The 19,099-nt window shown below is 45.1% G+C and carries 18 protein-coding genes; 2 read left to right on the top strand and 16 right to left on the bottom strand.

Annotation, left to right across the window (positions count from 1 at the left end; all coding sequences use genetic code 11):
- Positions 1–199: 199 nt before the first annotated feature.
- The 4 genes from PAHA3_RS08100 to PAHA3_RS08085 form a co-directional block, all read right to left on the bottom strand.
- Positions 200–1,570: a sensor histidine kinase gene (locus PAHA3_RS08100; protein WP_062834270.1), complete on the bottom strand. Its 1,371-nt coding sequence runs from the start codon at positions 1,568–1,570 to the stop codon at positions 200–202.
- Positions 1,567–2,241 (bottom strand): response regulator transcription factor, encoded by a 675-nt coding sequence (locus tag PAHA3_RS08095; protein WP_062834269.1) that lies wholly within the window; start codon positions 2,239–2,241, stop codon positions 1,567–1,569. The genes PAHA3_RS08100 and PAHA3_RS08095 overlap by 4 nt, the downstream gene beginning before the upstream one ends.
- An 87-nt stretch (positions 2,242–2,328) precedes the next feature.
- A complete protein-coding gene (locus PAHA3_RS08090) occupies positions 2,329–2,862 on the bottom strand; it encodes a GNAT family N-acetyltransferase (RefSeq protein ID WP_062834268.1) in 534 nt (177 codons plus the stop codon).
- Positions 2,863–2,908: 46 nt separating this feature from the next.
- Entirely contained in the window at positions 2,909–3,514 is a 606-nt protein-coding gene (locus tag PAHA3_RS08085) for a TetR/AcrR family transcriptional regulator (RefSeq protein ID WP_062834267.1), read from the bottom strand.
- A 280-nt stretch (positions 3,515–3,794) separates the two neighbouring features.
- On the opposite strand from PAHA3_RS08085, the gene PAHA3_RS08080 reads away from it, so the two are divergent.
- On the top strand, positions 3,795–5,234 hold the full coding sequence (locus PAHA3_RS08080) for a DHA2 family efflux MFS transporter permease subunit (RefSeq protein ID WP_076331305.1): 1,440 nt from the start codon (positions 3,795–3,797) through the stop codon (positions 5,232–5,234).
- 101 nt (positions 5,235–5,335) lie between these two features.
- On the opposite strand, the gene PAHA3_RS08075 is transcribed toward PAHA3_RS08080, so the two are convergent.
- The 3 genes from PAHA3_RS08075 to PAHA3_RS08065 form a co-directional block, all read right to left on the bottom strand.
- Positions 5,336–6,568, bottom strand: coding sequence for a cytochrome P450 (locus PAHA3_RS08075; protein WP_062834265.1), 1,233 nt, complete (start codon positions 6,566–6,568; stop codon positions 5,336–5,338).
- Between the two features lie 212 nt (positions 6,569–6,780).
- Entirely contained in the window at positions 6,781–7,068 is a 288-nt protein-coding gene (locus PAHA3_RS08070; RefSeq protein ID WP_062834264.1) for a hypothetical protein, read from the bottom strand.
- Complete coding sequence (locus PAHA3_RS08065) at positions 7,065–8,207, bottom strand: NAD(P)/FAD-dependent oxidoreductase (protein ID WP_062834263.1); 1,143 nt, start codon at positions 8,205–8,207, stop codon at positions 7,065–7,067. The genes PAHA3_RS08070 and PAHA3_RS08065 overlap by 4 nt, the downstream gene beginning before the upstream one ends.
- 293 nt (positions 8,208–8,500) lie before the next feature.
- Here PAHA3_RS08065 and PAHA3_RS08060 point away from each other — a divergent pair, with 293 nt between their 5' ends.
- Complete coding sequence (locus tag PAHA3_RS08060) at positions 8,501–9,316, top strand: AraC family transcriptional regulator (RefSeq protein ID WP_062834262.1); 816 nt, start codon at positions 8,501–8,503, stop codon at positions 9,314–9,316.
- On the opposite strand, the gene PAHA3_RS08055 is transcribed toward PAHA3_RS08060, so the two are convergent.
- The 9 genes from PAHA3_RS08055 to PAHA3_RS08015 all read right to left on the bottom strand — a co-directional run bounded on the left by PAHA3_RS08055 (position 9,313) and on the right by PAHA3_RS08015 (position 19,093).
- The gene (locus PAHA3_RS08055; RefSeq protein WP_062834261.1) at positions 9,313–9,954 is read right to left on the bottom strand and encodes an HAD family hydrolase; all 642 of its coding nucleotides are present in this window, start codon (positions 9,952–9,954) and stop codon (positions 9,313–9,315) included. The two genes, PAHA3_RS08060 and PAHA3_RS08055, sit on opposite strands and share 4 nt — an antisense overlap.
- A 39-nt stretch (positions 9,955–9,993) precedes the next feature.
- Positions 9,994–10,587, bottom strand: coding sequence for a DUF1349 domain-containing protein (locus PAHA3_RS08050; RefSeq protein WP_062834260.1), 594 nt, complete (start codon positions 10,585–10,587; stop codon positions 9,994–9,996).
- An 82-nt stretch (positions 10,588–10,669) separates the two neighbouring features.
- The gene (locus PAHA3_RS08045; RefSeq protein ID WP_062834259.1) at positions 10,670–11,914 is read right to left on the bottom strand and encodes an MFS transporter; all 1,245 of its coding nucleotides are present in this window, start codon (positions 11,912–11,914) and stop codon (positions 10,670–10,672) included.
- An 80-nt stretch (positions 11,915–11,994) separates the two neighbouring features.
- On the bottom strand, positions 11,995–13,026 hold the full coding sequence (locus PAHA3_RS08040) for a zinc-dependent alcohol dehydrogenase (RefSeq protein WP_062834258.1): 1,032 nt from the start codon (positions 13,024–13,026) through the stop codon (positions 11,995–11,997).
- Between the two features lie 41 nt (positions 13,027–13,067).
- Positions 13,068–14,375 (bottom strand): aminotransferase class III-fold pyridoxal phosphate-dependent enzyme, encoded by a 1,308-nt coding sequence (locus PAHA3_RS08035; protein WP_062834257.1) that lies wholly within the window; start codon positions 14,373–14,375, stop codon positions 13,068–13,070.
- A gap of 37 nt (positions 14,376–14,412) precedes the next feature.
- Positions 14,413–15,567: a glycosyltransferase family 2 protein gene (locus tag PAHA3_RS08030; RefSeq protein ID WP_062834256.1), complete on the bottom strand. Its 1,155-nt coding sequence runs from the start codon at positions 15,565–15,567 to the stop codon at positions 14,413–14,415.
- Positions 15,568–15,917: 350 nt separating this feature from the next.
- Complete coding sequence (locus tag PAHA3_RS08025; protein ID WP_062834255.1) at positions 15,918–16,484, bottom strand: TetR/AcrR family transcriptional regulator; 567 nt, start codon at positions 16,482–16,484, stop codon at positions 15,918–15,920.
- Positions 16,485–16,692: 208 nt separating this feature from the next.
- Complete coding sequence (locus PAHA3_RS08020; RefSeq protein ID WP_062834254.1) at positions 16,693–18,171, bottom strand: Lsa family ABC-F type ribosomal protection protein; 1,479 nt, start codon at positions 18,169–18,171, stop codon at positions 16,693–16,695.
- A gap of 385 nt (positions 18,172–18,556) precedes the next feature.
- A complete protein-coding gene (locus tag PAHA3_RS08015) occupies positions 18,557–19,093 on the bottom strand; it encodes a GNAT family N-acetyltransferase (protein WP_062834253.1) in 537 nt (178 codons plus the stop codon).
- Between the last annotated feature and the right edge of the window lie 6 nt (positions 19,094–19,099).

Here is a 19,099-nt window from a genome sequence, read left to right as displayed (position 1 = left end):
CTGTATATTGGTTTAACAGGTTGCTAATGCAAGCCTAACTAACAAAGATGTACTCCCTATGACATTAATATGAACGGAATATGAACAAGCAAAAAAATGCCATGTGTAACATACAAGGAAGCTTGCATGTTACACATGGCATAAAAATTCGGTTTAGATACTCCGATGGTTATTCTATTCATTCACCTTTCCAGTGAGTTTAACTATCCGTTGGTGGATGGATGGGCAACGTGATTATAAAGGTCGTGCCTTGACCAGGTTCGCTTTCCACTCGGATGTCACCCTGATGAAGCGATACGATCTGTTTAACGATTGCTAGTCCCATACCACTCCCGTCATATTTACGACTGTGGGAACGATCTGCCTTGAAAAACCGGTCGAATATACGTTTTTGGTCATCCATCGGAATACCAATGCCCGTGTCGGATATTCGAATAGTCACATTTTTGAAATCCTCTTCGATACGGACTTTAATCATACCGCCATCTTCGGAAAACTTGATGCTATTTCCGATAATGTTGGTCCATACCTGATTTAACTGATCGTGGTCAGCCGTTACCTTAACGTTCTCTAAATCAAGCTCAAAATGAATGTTGCGCCCCGACCATTGCGGCTGAAGCGCCACGATGACCCGCCTGATCTGTTCATCAAGACTTAAGGAGCTCAGCCGCAGTTGCTGGGATTGCGATTCAAGCAAACTCAGCTTGAGCAGGCTATCGCTCATTTTGGACATTCGTTTCGCTTCGGAGATGATAATATCCAGGTAACGGTTTCGCTCTTGCTCCGAGAGGTTAACTTGCTTCAGTGCCGAAGCGTAACCGGATATCGAGGTGAGTGGAGACTGAACCTCGTGCGAAACATTCGTAACGAATTCCCTGCGCATCTGCTCCAGCTGCTTCAGATCGTGCATCATTTCTTCAAAGCTGCGAGCCAACGTACCAATCTCAGTCGTTTGCTTAATGTTCAGCTTGACGTTGAAATCTCCAGCTGCAATCCGCTTGGTCGCTTTGGTCAATTTCTTGATCGGTCTCACCAGATATACAGAAGCAACAAGAATCAACAAGCTTCCTGCAATCAACGAACAGCTTGCAAAGATTAAGCCCCACCTGATCACAAAAGAGGTTGAAGGCGGCGCAAGTGTTTCCAAAAATATCCCTTTCGTTCCCGTCTCCGTTTTCAACGGTAACCCTAAGAACCCTGTAGCAATCCCACTCGTTGTTTCTTGAACAACGCCCCCATCTAACACTTTCTTTAGTTGCTCGCTCGTCACAGCAGCAGACTTATGTCCGTTAAGCTTTCCGTAAGACTTGAACTCACCTGATGCTTCGTAAATTCGAATATGATACGAGCTGAGCTGTTTCATTCCACTGACGTACAAGTCCGCTTCACGCACTGGAAGAGCCTTATAAATCTGTACAACGTCTTGCCCGAAGTTTCGTAGGTTAATTTGAGCGTTTTCGTTCAACTTTTCTTCGAATATCCAGGTAGACACAAAAAATGAAATGACCGTACCAGCGATGACAGACCCCAGAAAGGTCAGTACCACACGAATATATATGGATCGAATCATTCATGGACCTCAAGTCTGTACCCTAGCCCACGCACCGTTTCAATTCGAAAATCAGGTGTAGTTGCGAATCGTTCGCGCAGACGTTTAATATGTACATCTATTGTTCGATCATCTCCCGCGTAATCAATACCCCATATCTGATCGATCAACTGCTCACGTGTATAGACTTGGCCTGGAGTCCCAGCAAGCTTATACAGAAGTTCAAACTCCTTAAGTGGCAACGTAAGCACCTCCGCGCCTCTCATCACCTTATATGTCTGACGGTCGAGAATTACGTTGCCAAACTGGATTGTATGTGTGGAGCCAATTTTGTATCGTTTCAGTAATGCTCGGACACGTGCGGTCAGCTCCAATGGATCGAACGGTTTCGTTAGGTAATCATCCGTGCCCAGTTCGAAGCCTTTCACCTTCTCCCAAGTCTCACCTCTCGCCGTTAGCATGAGTAATGGGAGGTCGGGATTGGCTCTTCGGAGTTCCTTGCACAGTGCCCAGCCATCCATGACAGGCATCATAATATCAAGCACAACCAGATCAACTGTAGTTTCGCCATACACGGTGAGAGCTTCCTTACCGTCCGCAGCTTCCACAGTGGTGAATCCATCATTTTTGAGAAATAGACAGACAAGTTCGCGAATATTCGCATCGTCGTCAGCAACGAGTATAGTAGCCATAGTTTTTTCTGTCCTCTCTGTTATCTCGTGTAAGTGATTAGTTCAAATTATATAGTAGTTAGCAAAGTAAATAGTAAAACAACCTGCTTATAGTAAGTCCACAGCAAACATCGTATGTTCTTTCATCGTTCCCTGGATTGGCACAAGCTGTGATCCATTCTCCTTGAATCCTGCTTTTTGGAGGACACGAATGGAGCCTATATTATCGGGTACAGCGCCAGCTTCGATTCGAGTAATTTCAGTTTCTTGCTTGGCAAATTCCAGCACACATTGCAGGGCTTCGCTCATATATCCTTTTCCTTGATGCAAAATATCCGTTACATAACCAGCGATCCATTTTGGGGTAGAATCCAATATGATCTCGAACAAAGAAATCTCACCGACGAGTTGATTCGTTGTATGTAGAAAAATGCCAAAAGAATAGCGCTTTCCTTCTTCTCTCTTCTTGTTCCAGCTTTCAATGAGTGATCGTTGTCCTTCCAAACTATAGAAAGTCTCATCCCGATTACTCGCAGAGATTTTCTCTATTTCCGCACGATTACGAACTTGTAGATCCAGAAGTAATGAAGCATCTTCCACATTCCAAAATCTCACATAGATACGTTCTGCACTATATTTCATTTACATTATTCCTCCTCTGTTAACGTTAGGTGTAATTGTAGTTTGATTATATCAGGTCATTATACGAGTACGAGCGAATCAACGAGAATTGTTTCGCCAGAAAATGCGGGGAATAAGGCATGTCGTTACGCAGCCAGGCGACAATGGTGCCGATCAGGGCAGAAGAACCATACCAGATTGCAATCTCCTTATGAATGCCGGATTCTTCGAGTTCATCCTCCATCTCGACTCGATCAATTTTGGCTTTGACCAGCGTACTCAACAATTTGAGCAGTCGCTCGGTAAAGATCGGTGTGCGCTTCGTAGCAAGAACGACCTGATAGAATGAGGCGTTCTCAGCAAAATGCTCCAGTAACTTGACCAGAACAGGCCAAGCCTCTTCCGTTCTTTGCTTCTCAAAATGAGGGGCATATTCATCCACGATCCGTTCAATATGCTCGATCATCTCGTCAGCCATCTTCTCCATCATATCGGTGATATCGCGATAATGCAGGTAGAAGGTTACCCGATTGATCGTCGCTCGTTCGGCAATTTTGTTCACTGACAATTTTTCAATATCCATTTCCTGCAGCAATTCAACAAATGCACCTCGAATTAACTGACGTGTTCGCAATATCCTTGGGTCCACGGCTGATTTCTTCTCATCTTTCACGCGTATCCCTCCTTCAAATTTAAACATTACAATTTTAAACAAACAGTCGTTTATTCTTCATTTAAACAACAAATTCAAATTTTGTGTAAAATAAACAACGAAAACACACCATAACGTAAATTGTAATCTGTCCGAATATGTATATAATTCAATAAATACAATGTAAACTATACAACACGTTGTAAATTTAGTCACGCGTGGATTGAAAGGATGAAAAGGATTGAGTCAGGCTAAAGTACAAGATGAATTATCCGTAAAGAAAGGCCCCATCCTGTTTATCATGATTTTGGGAGCCTTCCTTGCAACATTGAATCAAACGATCATGAGTGTCGCTACACCGGAGCTGATGGGTGATTTTAACATCTCCGCCGCAACAGCACAATGGTTAACGACAGGTTACATGCTGGTGAACGGGGTGCTGATCCCCATCACGGCCTACTTCATGCAACGCTTTTCAACCAAGCAATTATTCCAAGCTTCGATGTTTATTTTCCTGATTGGTACCATTGTATCCGCTCTTGCAACTAATTTCGGTACATTGCTGACAGGACGCATGATTCAAGCAGCAGGCGCCGGCATTATCATGCCGCTCTTGATGAACGTTATTTTGACCTTGTTTGCTCCTGAAAAACGAGGATCTGCAATGGGTATGGTTGGTTTTGCCATCATTTTCGCCCCTGCCATTGGGCCTACCCTTGCCGGTTATATTTTGGAGAACTACTCTTGGCAAACCATGTTCTACGGCATGATTCCATTAACTCTTATTGTCATTGCCTTTGCGTTTGTATACCTGAAGAATGTATCCGAACGGGTTAGCACGAAGTTTGACACGATGAGTGTTGTGTTATCCACCATCGGATTCGGCGCGTTGCTGTATGGCTTCAGTAGAGCAGGAAGTCTGGGATGGTCAAGTGCAGAAGTACTCATCTGTATTGCTGCAGGAATTGTGGCTCTTGCCCTGTTTACATGGCGTCAACTCGTATCTGAGACTCCCCTGCTTGACCTGCGGGCTTTCAAGTACAACATGTTCTCCCTGACCACGGTCATCAGTATCGCGATTACAATGATCATGTATGCTGATATGATGTTGCTTCCGTTATATCTCCAGAACGCACGTGGTTACACCGCACTGGAGTCCGGATTATTACTTCTTCCGGGTGCCCTTGTCATGGGCTTCCTGATGCCTGTAGCCGGAAAATTGTTTGACCGATTTGGCGCGAAATGGCTGGCTGTGATCGGGATGGTGATCACCATCGTGACGACAATTGGTTTCATCGATTTAACGGATTCAACCAGTTATGGTTACCTAGTATTAATGTCAACCGGTCGCCGAATTGGTATGGCTTTGCTCATGATGCCGATTCAAACTGCGGGACTTAACCAACTTCCACCAAGACTCGGCGCACATGGTACAGCCATCTCCAACACCGTCAGACAAGTTGCGGGTGCGGTAGGTACTTCATTGCTCGTGAGTGTCATGACTTCCCGTACAACGGCACACGTACAGGATATGATGGCAACTGGTGCAGCCAATGGCCTTACTCAACAACAGCTTGCCACAGAATCCATGATCCAGGGTATCAATGATGCTTATGTCGTGATTATCGGTATCGCTGTCGTGGGATTGGTTCTTTCCTTCTTTATTAAACGCACCAAACAAGCGAAAGAAGAAGAAATCAAACAGGTTGTTAGACAAAAAGTTTCCATGAATTCAAATTAAGTTGTCCATTCTCATACTTGCTTGCATAGCAAAGCGGCAGATCAAGACGTTTACGTCTGATCTGCCGCTTTTTATAATGTATCCTGTATGAAACCTTCCCTCTACTCAACGATCTTCACTGGCAGATGGGTTAACGACTGTCCCGGAGCTGAAGTGGCCAGATTATTCTCCAGATCAAAGGACTGCACCGGTTCAATCCGAGCAATCTTCTCTACAAATGCAGTTAAGGCAATGCTTAGTTCCATTCTTGCCAGCGGGGCACCCAGACAAAAGTGTGGGCCATTGCCAAAGGTAAGATGTTTTTTGTTATTCCGACGATGAATGTTTAGCTCAAATGGGTCTTCAAACATCTGCTCGTCCATATTCGCTGCGCTCATCCAGGAGATGACCACATCCCCTTTTTTCAAGTCTACTCCGAGCAGTTGGTTATCCTGCTTCACTGTCCGATGTCGCTTGGCATTATGAAACCGATAACGAAGCATTTCTTCCACTGCGAGCGGAACCAACTCGGGATTCTGTCTTAGTTGGCCATACAGACTCGGGTCATCGTACAGGAAGGAATAGAACGTATTGGAAACCATATGGCTTGTTGTCTCAATACCGGCTCCGAGCAGAAGCATGGTCGTGCGAACAACCTCATCCTCCGTGAACTTCTCCCCTTCAACATCAACGTTCAAGAGATCCGTAATGATATCCTCACCAGGATGGGACCGTTTATGAACCACAATAGGGTACAGGAATTGATAGTACTCTTGCGCTGCAGTCTGCTTTTTCAGTTCACTCTCTTCAGCCGTGTTCGGATTGGTGGGTTGAAACAGAATATCTACCCAGTTCTTGAAGCGATGGCTGTCTGTGAGAGGGATGCCGAGCAGATCAGCCATAACCATCGAAGGCAGCGGAGCAGCCAACGCTTGAACAATATCAATGGTCGTATTCGGCTCAATATCGGCTACCAGCTGCTGCGCAATGTTGCGAATGCGTGGCTCCCAGTTCTTCAGACTACGGGGTGTAAAAGCAGCGGACAACAACGAACGACTTTTTTGATGACGGGGCGGATCGATACTTGAGATATTTAATTTGTCCGGAGGTGTGCCTTCGTTGTTCTTCGCTCCGACCGCAATGGTCGTTCGCGTTCCTTCAGCTGAAAAATAAGCATGATTGCTCAGGACCTGCTTTACATCATCGTATCTGAACACATTCCAGGTGTCTGTATCTTCGTGATAATACACAGGATGTTCGGACAGCATTTTTCGAAACCAGTGCAGTGGAAAAAACTCTTCAGATCTGGACTGGAATCCTGTGATGTCCTCAACGCGTATCACTTCTTTGTACATTCGGAAGCCACCTCTCAGAATAGTTTCGTGATTGGTTACATCGGTACCTGAATTGACAGTTCAGCACCTGATTTCATTTTATACCACTAGTTCATTTATTGATATACATCATTCGAACTAAATCAGAAAAACCCCTTATAATAAGGGGTTTTCATTTTATACGCATCGTATATTTTTATCAGTGTTCCAGAGAGTTAAGCGATACAAACCGATTAATCGCCCAGTTTCGCCAATGCTTCCTGTAGCTGATCCAACTGTGCAGACAGGGTTTCAATCAAGTTCTGCGTGTGGCTTGCCTTCTCCATTAAGACTTGCTCGTCCAAACCCTCTTTCGATGCAGTCCCGAGTGGTGATGACTTCAAATCCGCCAATTCGCGTTTGTATGTTTCTTGTTTTTCCAAAGCTATTCGCAGTTCTTCTTTCGTCGTACCGATCTGATGTTCCAGATATATGAGGTCAGACGAGTTCGCTCCATCAGATAAACGTTGTGAATAAGTCATGACTCACCTCTTTCAATTTCATCCATTGCTTTGCCAACCGTGTATGGCTCAATATCGATATCCAGTTCCATGCCGAGAGCTAGTTTCGCCAGTTGACTCCCGATAAAAGGGCCCATTGTCAGGCCAGAGGCTCCAAGTCCGTTCGCTGTAATTAGACCCTGCCAGCCTGGCACAACCCCCATTACAGGCAGAAAGTCAGGTGTGAACGGACGGAACCCAACTCGTACTTCCTGGAATGTACTGTTTGCAAGACCAGGTGCCAGTTCCAGACCTTTATTCAAAACTTCCTGCATGCCCCCTGCGGTTACTCTTGTATCATAGCCCTCCACATCATTTTCATGAGTGGCTCCAATGACAATCTTCTGCTGATCAAAGGCCAGGAGATATTGGTCAGACGGTGGCATAATAACGGGCCAGTTGCCCGTATCCTCCCCATCCGTAACATGTAGATGCATAATTTGTGCCTTTTGATAGTGCACTTTAAAGTGTATGCCGAGTGGCTTCAACAGTGCATTGGCCCATGCACCTGCACAGACAATGACTTCATCTGCCAGGAAACGCTGACCATTAACTGTCACACCCATGACCCGATCTGCTTCATATTGAAGCATTGCGTCTCCATGGATCACTTCAGCTCCATTTCGCTGTGCAGACCGGATCAAGGCATCGCGCAGCGCCCGTCCATCTATACGTGCAGCACCGCTGATATGTACCGATTGATAATGTTCCTCCAGCAGTGGAAAACGCTCATGGGTTTCTTTTGCATCAAGAGGTGTAATTTCACCAATCTCCGGTGCATCCGCTTTGCGAAGGCAGGCCCGCTCTTCCATCTTGTTGATTTTGTCGACATCCGTATGAATACTGAGCGCACCTACTTGAGCATATCCGGTTTCCGTTTCTCCTTCACTCTCAAGCTCCGCTATGATGCCAGGATAGAACCGCGCACCAGCCTTGGCGAGCTGATACCAGTCCTGATTGCGTCGCTGTGACAGCCATGGACAGATGATACCAGCAGCTGCATCCGTTGCCTGTCCTATATCTTTTCGGTCTATGATGATGACCTCTGCGCCCAGTTTGGCTAATTGATAGGCTGTTGATGCCCCCAGAATACCCGATCCGACTACGATGACTTTCTTCATGTTTGCATCCCTTTCCTTAATCACTCATCCGTTATAGCGTATACTTTTTCGCATTCTGTTGGCAAGGCAGGCGTACTTTTAAATCTATAAATAGAGACTGATCAAGCTACGATTCATGCTTATGCATCCAATAAAGAGTTGTTGGACTATATTTTGAAAACGTTTTATTATCGATCATCAATCCATTAAAATAATTCCATTTATGTAATATAATTCTTTCTAGGTTTCTTTTAACGCTGTAACCACGCCACTTACGCACATGATCCTTTAACGAAAAGAGGAATAACACGACGATGCCGAAACCTAGCATGGGGAATCCACTGGATACCGATATGCCGCTCATGATTACAGGGCAAAACCAGTTGACCGTTGATGAATTGATGAATTGGAGCGACCATTCACGGGATTACAGCATTGTACAGTGCATCGGAGGAACAGGGCGAATCGCAGCAAAGAATCATGAATTTTCGATCAAAAAAGGAACCGCTCTCATCTTGTTCCCGGAGGTAACCTACCGTTACCACAATCTGAGTGATTCATTACGATTTGATTGTCTCTCTTTCAATGGCTATTTATTGCCACGGTTCTTGCATACCTTGCAGATCGGGGAGCTGCGCGCCTTCAAGCCGGATGGAATGCTTCATATCCTGTTGCATGAAATTACGTTGGCGCTGCAGTCCCGGCACAAGGATCAGATCTGGCACGTATCCGCGTTACTGTACATGCTATTGGTCAGATTAACCATTGAAGGTGAACGCTATAGTGCTTACGAACGTTCTGATGCCCGATTAAGATTGGATGAACTCCTTACTTTTATCAAACAAAATTATCATCAGGATATCTCTCTCCCCATGTTGGCTGACCAGATGGACGTAACCGAACAGCACCTGAATCGGATATTCAAAAAACAATTTCAAATGACTCCATTGGAGTATCTGATGCGGTATCGGTTGTTGAAAGCCAAGGAAATGCTCATCGAAAATAACGCTACTACCGCTCATGAAATAGCCAAGGCCGTTGGTTTCAACAGTGCCAGTTACTTTGGATCGGTGTTCAAAAAATACGAAGGGATCTCCCCTATCGAGCTACGCAAGCAGTATCTGGATTAAAGAGCCTCCATATCGATCTCGGCCAGCGAGGATAACCGCAGCTCATGCATGGCGAATTCCAGACCACGCGTTACCTCGTTAGGCACGATGATACAACGAATACCCGCTGCATTGGCTGCCTTCAAGCCATTAGGTGAGTCTTCGAACACAATCGCTTCGGAAGCCTCGATTCCAAGACTTTGGAGAGCAAGAAGGTACAGTTCAGGGTCCGGTTTCACTCGCTTCACATCCTCGGATGTATGAACGACTGTGAAATAATCGAAAATGCCTAACTTCTGCAAGTACCCATGCACCCAGTCCCGTGTGGAGCTGGAAGCAACTGCAAGCTGAATCCCCTTCTCCCTCGCAGACTGAAGCAATTCGTACACCCCTGGAAGAATAACGGCCTGTCCCAAATAGACTTCGTATTTCTGTTCAGAGAGCAGTTTGATATGATCATGATCTATCTTTCTTTGGAGCGCCTGCTCCAGATATAGAAATGGATGAAACTCCTCAAAGGATGTCCCTACATTTTTCGACCAAAGCTCCAGACCAAGTTCAACTCCGTGTTCTTCATAAATATCGCGAAACGCATAGTACCAGGGCGTCTCTGTATCCACAATGAGTCCATCAAAATCAAATATAAATGCTTTTACCATGAATCTTTTCTCCCTCCAATGATCGGCCGGGGGAGCGGATTAGAAGCGTGCGGTCAAGTCCGGATGAGTCACGTTCACGGATAAAAAGTGACACGTACAGCCCGTTCCAGTCGGCGACTGAACAACTAATCCAGCTCGAAGTTCCCCTTGTGTCGGCATGCCGAAATAACGAATTAGTTTCCACTCATCCCCATCGGGTGAATAAAAGAATGATATGCAGCCCTCTACTTTGCGTATACGCAGATAGGGATTAGGTACGGAGACTTCCACCGAATTGCAATCATCGGATGAACCATCACGTGTGACCACTGACACGATGGTAGGTGCTTTTCCATCATACTCAAAGCAAATTTTGCACCAGTTAAGATCATCTGCCATCACCATCAGACATCCGGAATCATATTGATTTTTCATATCCACGGTTAACTGGGTTGTGATTTCGAAGTCCTCAGGCACAGGCATGGACAGAAATGGTGCTGTTGCACGAATGTGCTTGCCCGCAGGATCCTGGAAAAAGTCGGTGTCCGCCTTCGCTTCCACCAGCACACCTCCCTGATCCGTATAGGACCAGGTTTCGGGCTCATTCATCCAGTTCCATTGTTTCCGTGCTTCTGTTGTCATTACGTTAGTCATTTGTTAGTAGCCTCCCAAGTTAAAATTTAGTCTAGTTTTTTCTGTACTACATATTCGCTCCAGATACAGTAAACCCCTTTTTCTACATATTTTTGTAAGGTTCCAGCACTTGGGAGTGCTTTTGCGGATCGGGCAGGAAAAACATGATGACCATAAGTACGACGTATAGCCCAAGAATGACGCTGAATAACAGCGTTGGATTGTGATGGTAGAGCAAACCTGTCAGATAGCCGGATGGAATGGCTGTTAGCGTCATGACCGTCTGTACGGCCGAGAACATGTCGGCTTTCTCATGCGTGCCCAATCGGTTCATCAGCAGGGCATCCCGGTACGTCTGCAAAATGAAGTTACCCGCAGCGAGCACAATTAGCGTGAGAAACAACATCCCTATATTTCCCACAGGAATCAATAGAAACAGGATAGCCCCGGCCGTGCTAAGCACGATGGAAAAACCAACATACTTTTCCTCCGAACGTCGTTTCAATCGTGGAATGATGACCAGATAGAGCAACATGACGGTCACTGCAGTCACGACCGGAATAAACGAAATGACACGGTCATCAAACTTCAACTGTTCCTTGAAGAAAATGACCTGGAAGAAATTCAGCTGTAAAATCAGATTGGACAACACGGTAATCAAAATGATCGGGAACAGTCTTCGTTTGTAGAACGATTTGCCGAACAGGCGCAGACTGGAACCCAAGCTCTGAAACACACGGGTTTTGCTATGCAACCCCATAAGTTCCTTGCCGACCTCGGTCTCATCCGTGTAGCGGTTACGAATGAAGAACATGGCCGTCATCAGGATGCCCCCGACAAAGTAAATGCTGGCGAGTGTAGGTACAATACCATAATCAGCAATGACAACTCCGGCAATCGGCGTGAGCACCCCAGCCCCTGTAATAATCATGTTGAGAATGGCAAATACCTTCGATCGTTTGTGTTCCTCCACATCCTCTATGATCAGACAGTTAAAGGCGACCGTTACAAACTTCGATGTTGCGTTCAGCAAGTAGGCGATTAGAAACAGCCAGAAGTTCTGGGAGAAGGCCCAGATGAACATGGGAACACTCCATGCAAGCAGATCAAAGATCAGCGTTGTTCGTTTACGGCCCAGCTTATTCGTAATGGAACCCGCAAACAATTGAAAGATAAAGGCAAAATAAAGATTCACCGAATTGATTAAACCGATTTCAATATCCGAAAGTCCGGCTTCCTTCATATATAAAGGAGCGTAGAAGAGAACGATCGTGCCCGGAATGGCCCATACCGGTTCGAGTAAAATGGAGTAGCGTGGATTCTTCGGCAAATCTTGAAGCAATTTCAATCGATATCCCTTCCTTCTGCGGTTTTCACCGCTGCGAATTCCAACTTATCGCAGCGGCAAACCCGCTAATGTCTACATGCTTATAGGATAAGAGCCGTTTTGACCGAATTCATCGGCAATTTCTCTCCAGAATGCATGTCATAACCAATCGTTCCATTAAAGGCCTGCTCATAATCACTCAGCAGTTCTTTGGCTGTCACCATCTGCTCCAGTTCCGGAATGCTTTGGGCAAATTTCAGTGCTGTACTGATCATCGAGTGGTTAGCCACCGCGCCAATGATACTAATGCCATCATTAATTACGGCTGTTGATTTGAACGTCACCTCATAGCTGTCGTCATATCCCATAGGAATAATTTTGCCGCCTTTGGCAATCATCTCAAATCCCACATGAAGCTGGTTACCAACCGCGTCCACTACAATATCAAACTTCTTGTTATTATTGATCTCGTATACTTTATCGAGCGTCAGGTCCTGAGGATAGAACACATGATCTGCAATCCCTGAGGCGAACTCTTTGCGATATGGATCAACCTCCGTGCCTACGGTAAGCCTTGCCAATCGTTTGCTAACTAGCTGACACAGGGAACCGATTGCACCAGAACCGAGGACCAGTACAGAGTCACTTGGCTTAGTCCCTGCTTTCATGAACGTCTGAAGCACACATCCCAGTGGTTCGATCATCATCGCCGTTTCCCAACTCATCGAATCCGGGATGGCATAGATATACTTTTCGTCTCCAACAAAATATTCGGCAAAGGTTCCGTGCGTCGTCATCCCTACTTGATAGTCATCAAAATTCTCGCAGTAGATGAACAGGCCTTCGCGGCAGTATGAGCAGGTACCGCAAGATTGCGTAGGATCAACCAATACGCGATCACCGATCTTGAAACCACGAACTTCATCGCCCACCTCAACAACGGTGCCCACACCTTCATGTCCAATAATTGTTCCTTTATTTGCAGGCACTTTGCCTTTGACAATATTCAGATCTGTACCGCAGATACCTGAACCGTAGATTTTAATCTTAACTTGATTCGGCTTTTGAATGGTTGGCTCCTCAATCTCTTGGTAAGTTACCTGTTTGAGATCCTGATATACGAGTGCTTTCATTGAAAATTCCTCCTAGTCGATTATCGATTATGATCTATGGATTAAGCTTCAAACGTTTTCGAAAGTTGCATGGAATGAAGATGTTCCTGCTTCTGAATCTCTTTCCAGTCTGACAGGATCTGTAACAGCGCTTCCTCGACCCACAACAATTCTTCCCGTGTATGGGCATCCGAGAAAATAAAGTAACCTTTGGTGAAAATGCCGAAGTGAGCCATCTTCTTCACCATGAACTCACGGAAAGGATCGGTTTGGAAGTTATCCTCGGCCAGGGATTGAATGCAGAAGCTTGCATACGTCCCCCTTACTTCCAATTGATCCGTCAATCCGAGTAACACAAGTTCAGATTCCAGACGATCCATGATCCGGGTTGCCGGATCACGCCAGGTCGGCCATACTTTCGCATTTTTCATTAATCGTTCACAGGCAATGGCTGCCGCGAGCGCTGTTGTTTCGCTGGAATGGGCATTACTGAATCGGACCTGTCCCGACAGAGACATCAAGTGCTCAGGCCCCAAAACCGCTGCAAGCGGTAAACCGTTTGCCATACCTTTGGAGATGCAGAGTAGATCAGGCCAGATGTCATATTCTCCTGCTGTAGCCTGTTTGCCCATTCGAATACCGGAAGTGACCTCATCGAAAATGATAATGATGTCCAGAGACCGGCATAGGTTTACTACTTCCTCCAGCGCCTCTCGTTTCCACTCGTTGGGACACAGAACAATACATGCGATATCCTCGGGAGATGAGGTAATCTGGGCCTCAATTCGCTCCGCAGTAGGTTTGTTGACCCAGATCGTTGAACGCTCGATATCCACCGGGATACCACGTTCTTTCGTTTGCCCACCATAATAACCATAGGCGGACCAATCATGCCACCCGTGATAAGCCGTCGCAATCACCTTGCTTTTGCCACTTGCAGCACGGGCCAGACGTACAGCTCCACTCACTGCATCGGCACCACTCTTGGTGAAGCGCAGCGACGGATAACGACCCTCGAACCGCTCCAGAATTAACTCCGCACATTCAAGCTCGATGTCAGCCGGAACCGAAAAGCTTGTCCCTTTTTTCAATTGATGAATGACGGTTAATTGAACTTCATGTCTGGCATGGCCCCATGATGCCGTACCCATGGCCATTTCGCAATCCAGCCATTCATTACCGTCGATATCTGTGAATCGGGAATTGTAAGCCTCTGCACAACATACGGGGGTATGCCCCGGAAATAAACGTTCAGGTGCTTTGGCTAAAGTGCTGCATCCGCTCGGAATTACCTTTTCGACTTGTTCCAACCACTCCAGATTGCGGGTAAATCGTACGGCACGATCGAGCGTGCTCTCTTTTTCGTTCACCTTAAGTACCTCCCTGTTTATTTTCGTTGTGAGTGAATTACCGAACTTTGGTTCCAGGCCAGCATCCATCGTATATGCGATCCATCGTGATGACATTGCCATACAGATCGATGATCAGATCCTTGGCTCGATGAGCATGTCTCATCTCAATCCAGTAGCGGTTCTCCAGCAGACGGGCGAAATTGTCCACCAAAAACAGTAATCGGTTCTCACTATGAATCAGTTCCTTACCCAGTACCTGCGGCAGCCAAATGGCTCCGTTGGAATTGAAGCGGTTGGAATAGTCACGTACTTCGGCAACCGATGCAAAGTCAGCTTCCTCCAGCTTGGTCCAGAATGTATCCGCATCACTGCGAACCTCGGCAAGGTCAATGCCGACAATCGGCAGATGCTGGTATTCCTCTTGGCTTTCAAGCTGTGCTTTTAGATGACTGAAAACGAAAGGCCACACATCAGCTTCGATTTGAGCGCCCCACTTTTTCCAGAAGCGTGCGAGATTGTTCTTGCGGTTGAAGTTGCGGTGAATCCCGCTGCTGCGTTCCCAGTGATATGCTTGAATATTCGGGTTAATGACCGTATCGTATCCGGCAGCTCGTGCCCGCATCTGATAATCAAAATCCTCGTACCCATTAAAGAACTTCTCATCGAGGTTGCCGATGGTCTCGTAGACCTCCCGCTTCATGCCGAACATGGCGAACACCACCAGTTGAACGGAGAAGGTTTCTTTCGGGATATCATCAGGGGATGCGTTCAGGAACAGGTGTCGGCCGATGGTGTCCGCAAAAGCAATGCCGCAGTGCTGCACACCTCCGGTTTGCGGATACAACAGAACGCCTCCAATCATGCCGATCGTAATATCGCTATCCAGTGTCTCTTTCATCATTGGTTGCCAGTTCGGTTGAAGAATGGTGTCGGAATCCAGGAAGAAAATGTACTCTCCCTTGGCAAGACTGAGTGCGCTATTAATCGACACGGCGCAACCGAGTGGAAAATCATGCTGAAGAATCTCGATGGTCACACCTTCTCTGACTTCTTGCTTCAGTTTATCCAGATGTTGAAAGACTGCTGAACCGGAACCATCGTTGATGAAAATAATCTGAGTGGATGGGCTTACCGTCCGGAGCAACGAATCTGTGAACAGGTTCAAAATGTTATAGTCCTGGTTGACTGGCACAATAATGGTGTAAAGCATGGAATCCCTCCTGATTGGGTTGATGGAATGAGTACATAAGCTGATTCGAAGTACACAATTGCAGGTGTTTCTGCCCGGCCCCCTCGTTTGAATATTTTGTCTTTATTTGGTAATGATTTGAATCTACTAGAAATTTATATCATTTTTTGTAAACTTGAAATCTTAAATTCTGAACTCTGTTAATATTTGAATATGTAAAAAATGCAAGTCTTTGATGCTTGCGCACGGAGAAACGCTGTTGTGAACGCAAAAAAACACCCCCAAAGAGTCTGCGTATCACACGATACGGTTGACGGTTTAGGCGTGCTTTCGTAGTAAAAATTGATTATTTTTCGTTGAATGGTCCTTGACTAACGCTGCTTAAATCCATGATAAAACGTATCTACCACAAGCGCAGGGGCTGCTTTTCTCGCGATATGACCACTTACAACCTGCTGCCACGTCAGGAACATGATGGAATACAGCACATCAACAATCCAGGTTTTATCGAGATCGGAGCGGAAATAACCTTTCTGTTGTAACAGACCGACTGCATGCAGTACCGGTTCTCTCAGTTTCAGATCGGCTCCCTCAATCTCGGGATTATAGTTAATGGTGGTGTCATGAGCCAAAAAATAAATTTTGTCGCCTAATGGAATCAGCGCTTCAATCAGTTCGGGTATGTACTTTTCACAATGCTCCTCATCCAGTTGGATTCCTTTCATGGTCTCACTGACCACCTCGATTGCGCGTAATCCCAGATATACCATAAGCTGTTCGCGACTTTCCACATATCGATGTAACGTAGCGATCCCGATTTTTGCAGATTCTGCAATCTCATTCATAGAAGCATTCGGTTTTTCAATCAGCAATTTGGTGGCCTCGTCCAGAATGGAATGTAGCCTGGTTTGTTTAATTGTTGTCATTTCCTTTTTCATTGGTAGTACACCTCTTGGCGAATTAGTCTACAATTGATCTAGTCATCCATCAAATGATTGGATGAGATTATAAAATTATAGCATATATTCTCACGATATCGCATTTTGAAGGTAATATGTTACCTCTTATATATGTAATGTAAATATCAAGCTTAAAAGCCGCCATTTGGCGGCTTTTAACATGGTCATCTTATATCTTGTCCGTTGCTTACAATTCGATAATTCTCGTTGCAATATTCGCACAAAATTCACTATCGTGCTCTACAAAAAGCAGGGTTGGCGAGTATTCCAGCAGCAGATCTTCGATCTGCATACGTGAAATGACATCTATAAAATTGAGTGGTTCATCCCATATGTGCAAATGGGCTTTCTCACTAAGGCTTTTGGCTATGAGCACTTTCTTTTTTTGACCAGCACTAAACGTTGAGATATCTTTCTCCAATTGTAGTCTCGTAAAATCCAACTTTCGGAGTATCGATTTAAACAAGCTCTCATCAATCCCCTGTGTGGCCGCATACTCGGATAAATGTCCTCCTAGATCGGACGTGTCCTGCGACACATACGAGATTTTAAGCTGATGATCCTTTCGGAAAAGACCTGTATAAGGGATAGCTTCATCACAGATCAGTTTAAGGATGCTTGATTTGCCAGATCCATTTTTACCGTACAGGGCAATTCGATCCCCTTTTTCAACCGTGAAGCTGATATCCTTACATACAACATTAGACCCGTATGATATCGACACATGCTCCAATTCGACAAGTTCCTGCTTGTGAAAATCCAGCTGATGAATCTGTAGACGTTCTGCACTCTCGATATTTTTGAGAAGTTTGGATTTCTCTTGAATCGCAGATTGCTGCCTTTGTTCGATATTTTTGGAACGTTTCATCATTTTGGCAGCCTTGTGCCCAATATATCCTTTATCCACCTTGGAACCGGAATTTCTCGTACCATTTTTGGTTTTTTCAACTTCATGCGACCATCCACCGGTCCGTTTGGCTGAATCGGATAAACGCTTGATATCCTTGATTAATTTCTCATTACTCGCAAGTTCAAACTGATCTTGCCTTCTTTTATTTTCCCACCAAGCAGAGAAATTCCCTTGCTGAATCTCGATGTTACTCTTATTGATGGAAAGGATATGGTCCACGCTGTGATCCAAAAAGGAGCGATCGTGTGATACCAAAATAAATCCATGCTTACTGCGAAGATAATTGCTGACGAGTTGTCTCGCATGAAGATCAAGGTGATTGGTCGGTTCATCAATGAGCAAAAACCGATTATCCTTCAGGAACAAGGCGGCCAGCATCACCTTCGTTTGTTCTCCATTGGATAAGGTCTCGAAAGGCCGATACAGCACATCTTCTGACACCTTCAACAGATTAAGCTCGCGCACAACTTGCCAATGCAGATATTCAGGATGAATCTCGCCGATGACATCGAGGGTCATGGCTCCCTTATTCTGTACCTGGAAAGGAAAGTATTCAAAGCTAACATTCGCCGAGATCTGTCCGCTGTATTCATATTTACCGAGTAACAGATTGAGGAAGGTTGTTTTGCCTCTACCGTTCCTTCCGGTAAAACCCAATTTCCAATCGGAGTCCAACTGGAAGCTAACATTTTCAAATATATTATCGTAACTGCCTTCATAGGCAAAGGTCAGGTTGGTAACATTGATTAAAGACATATAGATCATCCTTTTTATGTGAAATATAAAAGTAAATTGACGGGATTTCACCATCGAACATGGCATGGATTCCCTCACTTTAATATTTGAACATAATCAGAATTTAGATCGCTTATACGATAAAGAAACCTGACGATATAACATTCAGCGCCAAGTAGATCTATGCATAGACGGGATAACGTGTCGGATTCTGATTAGTAATATTGTGAACCATGCCACTGTTCATGTTCGTTGACAGGTCCACATAAACATCTACAACCTCTAATTCAGTCATGACTCTATCCCCCTTTGAAAGCTCAAAATTTAATACAGAAAACTTAACATGGAATACAACATGGGTCAAGGCGCTCAATCAGATAAAACCTCATCTTATAACCCACCTTGATTAATATAAATATCCTAAAAAATCGAGTTCTCCTTCTTCCCATGGCAGGGTTCCGACTTCTTTAATCATTAACCCCTCTACCTTTTGAGTTCCAACTCCAATTGAGGTTAAGGTTTCATGATCAATTTTCAACCACTTACATATGTTACTTACCGTTTTAAATCCATTTTTGCTATACAATCCCTCATGATCCGCAAATAAAAGGACAAAATCAACACGCCCTTTGGCCATCCTATCCACTTCGGAAATTAACAATGACGCGATTCCTTGAGAGCGAATAGCAGGAGAAACACACAAATCGATTATCCCCAACACTCTTATGGGTTTTCCATTTAAATTCATCATCCTGTAATCTAGTCCTACATGCCCAACTAATTGGTTATCCGGGTTAAATGCCAGCACTCTGCCCTGTGGTATTTGCTTGAAAAACAATCTGTCCTTCGGATAAACCTCTGGAAAACTGGCTACAAGTAATTCTTGAAGAAGTGCTGACCATTCTTCACTTAGATCCACATCATATGCTTTAATTAATTCCAAAAAATA

The organism is Paenibacillus amylolyticus, assembly GCF_001570725.1.
GTDB classification, from domain to species: domain Bacteria; phylum Bacillota; class Bacilli; order Paenibacillales; family Paenibacillaceae; genus Paenibacillus; species Paenibacillus amylolyticus_A.
The sequence above is the reverse complement of the archived record's forward strand: the minus strand, read 5'-3'. Positions and strand labels throughout refer to the sequence as shown.

Excerpts from the sequence above, each read along its gene's own strand:
- PAHA3_RS08100 (WP_062834270.1), bottom strand. The coding sequence starts at position 1,570 with ATGATTCGATCCATATATATTCGTGTGGTACTGACCTTTCTGGGGTCT.
- PAHA3_RS08095 (WP_062834269.1), bottom strand. The coding sequence starts at position 2,241 with ATGGCTACTATACTCGTTGCTGACGACGATGCGAATATTCGCGAACTT.
- PAHA3_RS08090 (WP_062834268.1), bottom strand. The coding sequence starts at position 2,862 with ATGAAATATAGTGCAGAACGTATCTATGTGAGATTTTGGAATGTGGAA.
- PAHA3_RS08080 (WP_076331305.1), top strand. The coding sequence starts at position 3,795 with ATGATTTTGGGAGCCTTCCTTGCAACATTGAATCAAACGATCATGAGT.
- PAHA3_RS08075 (WP_062834265.1), bottom strand. The coding sequence starts at position 6,568 with ATGTACAAAGAAGTGATACGCGTTGAGGACATCACAGGATTCCAGTCC.
- PAHA3_RS08070 (WP_062834264.1), bottom strand. The coding sequence starts at position 7,068 with ATGACTTATTCACAACGTTTATCTGATGGAGCGAACTCGTCTGACCTC.
- PAHA3_RS08065 (WP_062834263.1), bottom strand. The coding sequence starts at position 8,207 with ATGAAGAAAGTCATCGTAGTCGGATCGGGTATTCTGGGGGCATCAACA.
- PAHA3_RS08060 (WP_062834262.1), top strand. The coding sequence starts at position 8,501 with ATGCCGAAACCTAGCATGGGGAATCCACTGGATACCGATATGCCGCTC.
- PAHA3_RS08055 (WP_062834261.1), bottom strand. The coding sequence starts at position 9,954 with ATGGTAAAAGCATTTATATTTGATTTTGATGGACTCATTGTGGATACA.
- PAHA3_RS08050 (WP_062834260.1), bottom strand. The coding sequence starts at position 10,587 with ATGACTAACGTAATGACAACAGAAGCACGGAAACAATGGAACTGGATG.
- PAHA3_RS08040 (WP_062834258.1), bottom strand. The coding sequence starts at position 13,026 with ATGAAAGCACTCGTATATCAGGATCTCAAACAGGTAACTTACCAAGAG.
- PAHA3_RS08030 (WP_062834256.1), bottom strand. The coding sequence starts at position 15,567 with ATGCTTTACACCATTATTGTGCCAGTCAACCAGGACTATAACATTTTG.
- PAHA3_RS08025 (WP_062834255.1), bottom strand. The coding sequence starts at position 16,484 with ATGAAAAAGGAAATGACAACAATTAAACAAACCAGGCTACATTCCATT.
- PAHA3_RS08020 (WP_062834254.1), bottom strand. The coding sequence starts at position 18,171 with ATGTCTTTAATCAATGTTACCAACCTGACCTTTGCCTATGAAGGCAGT.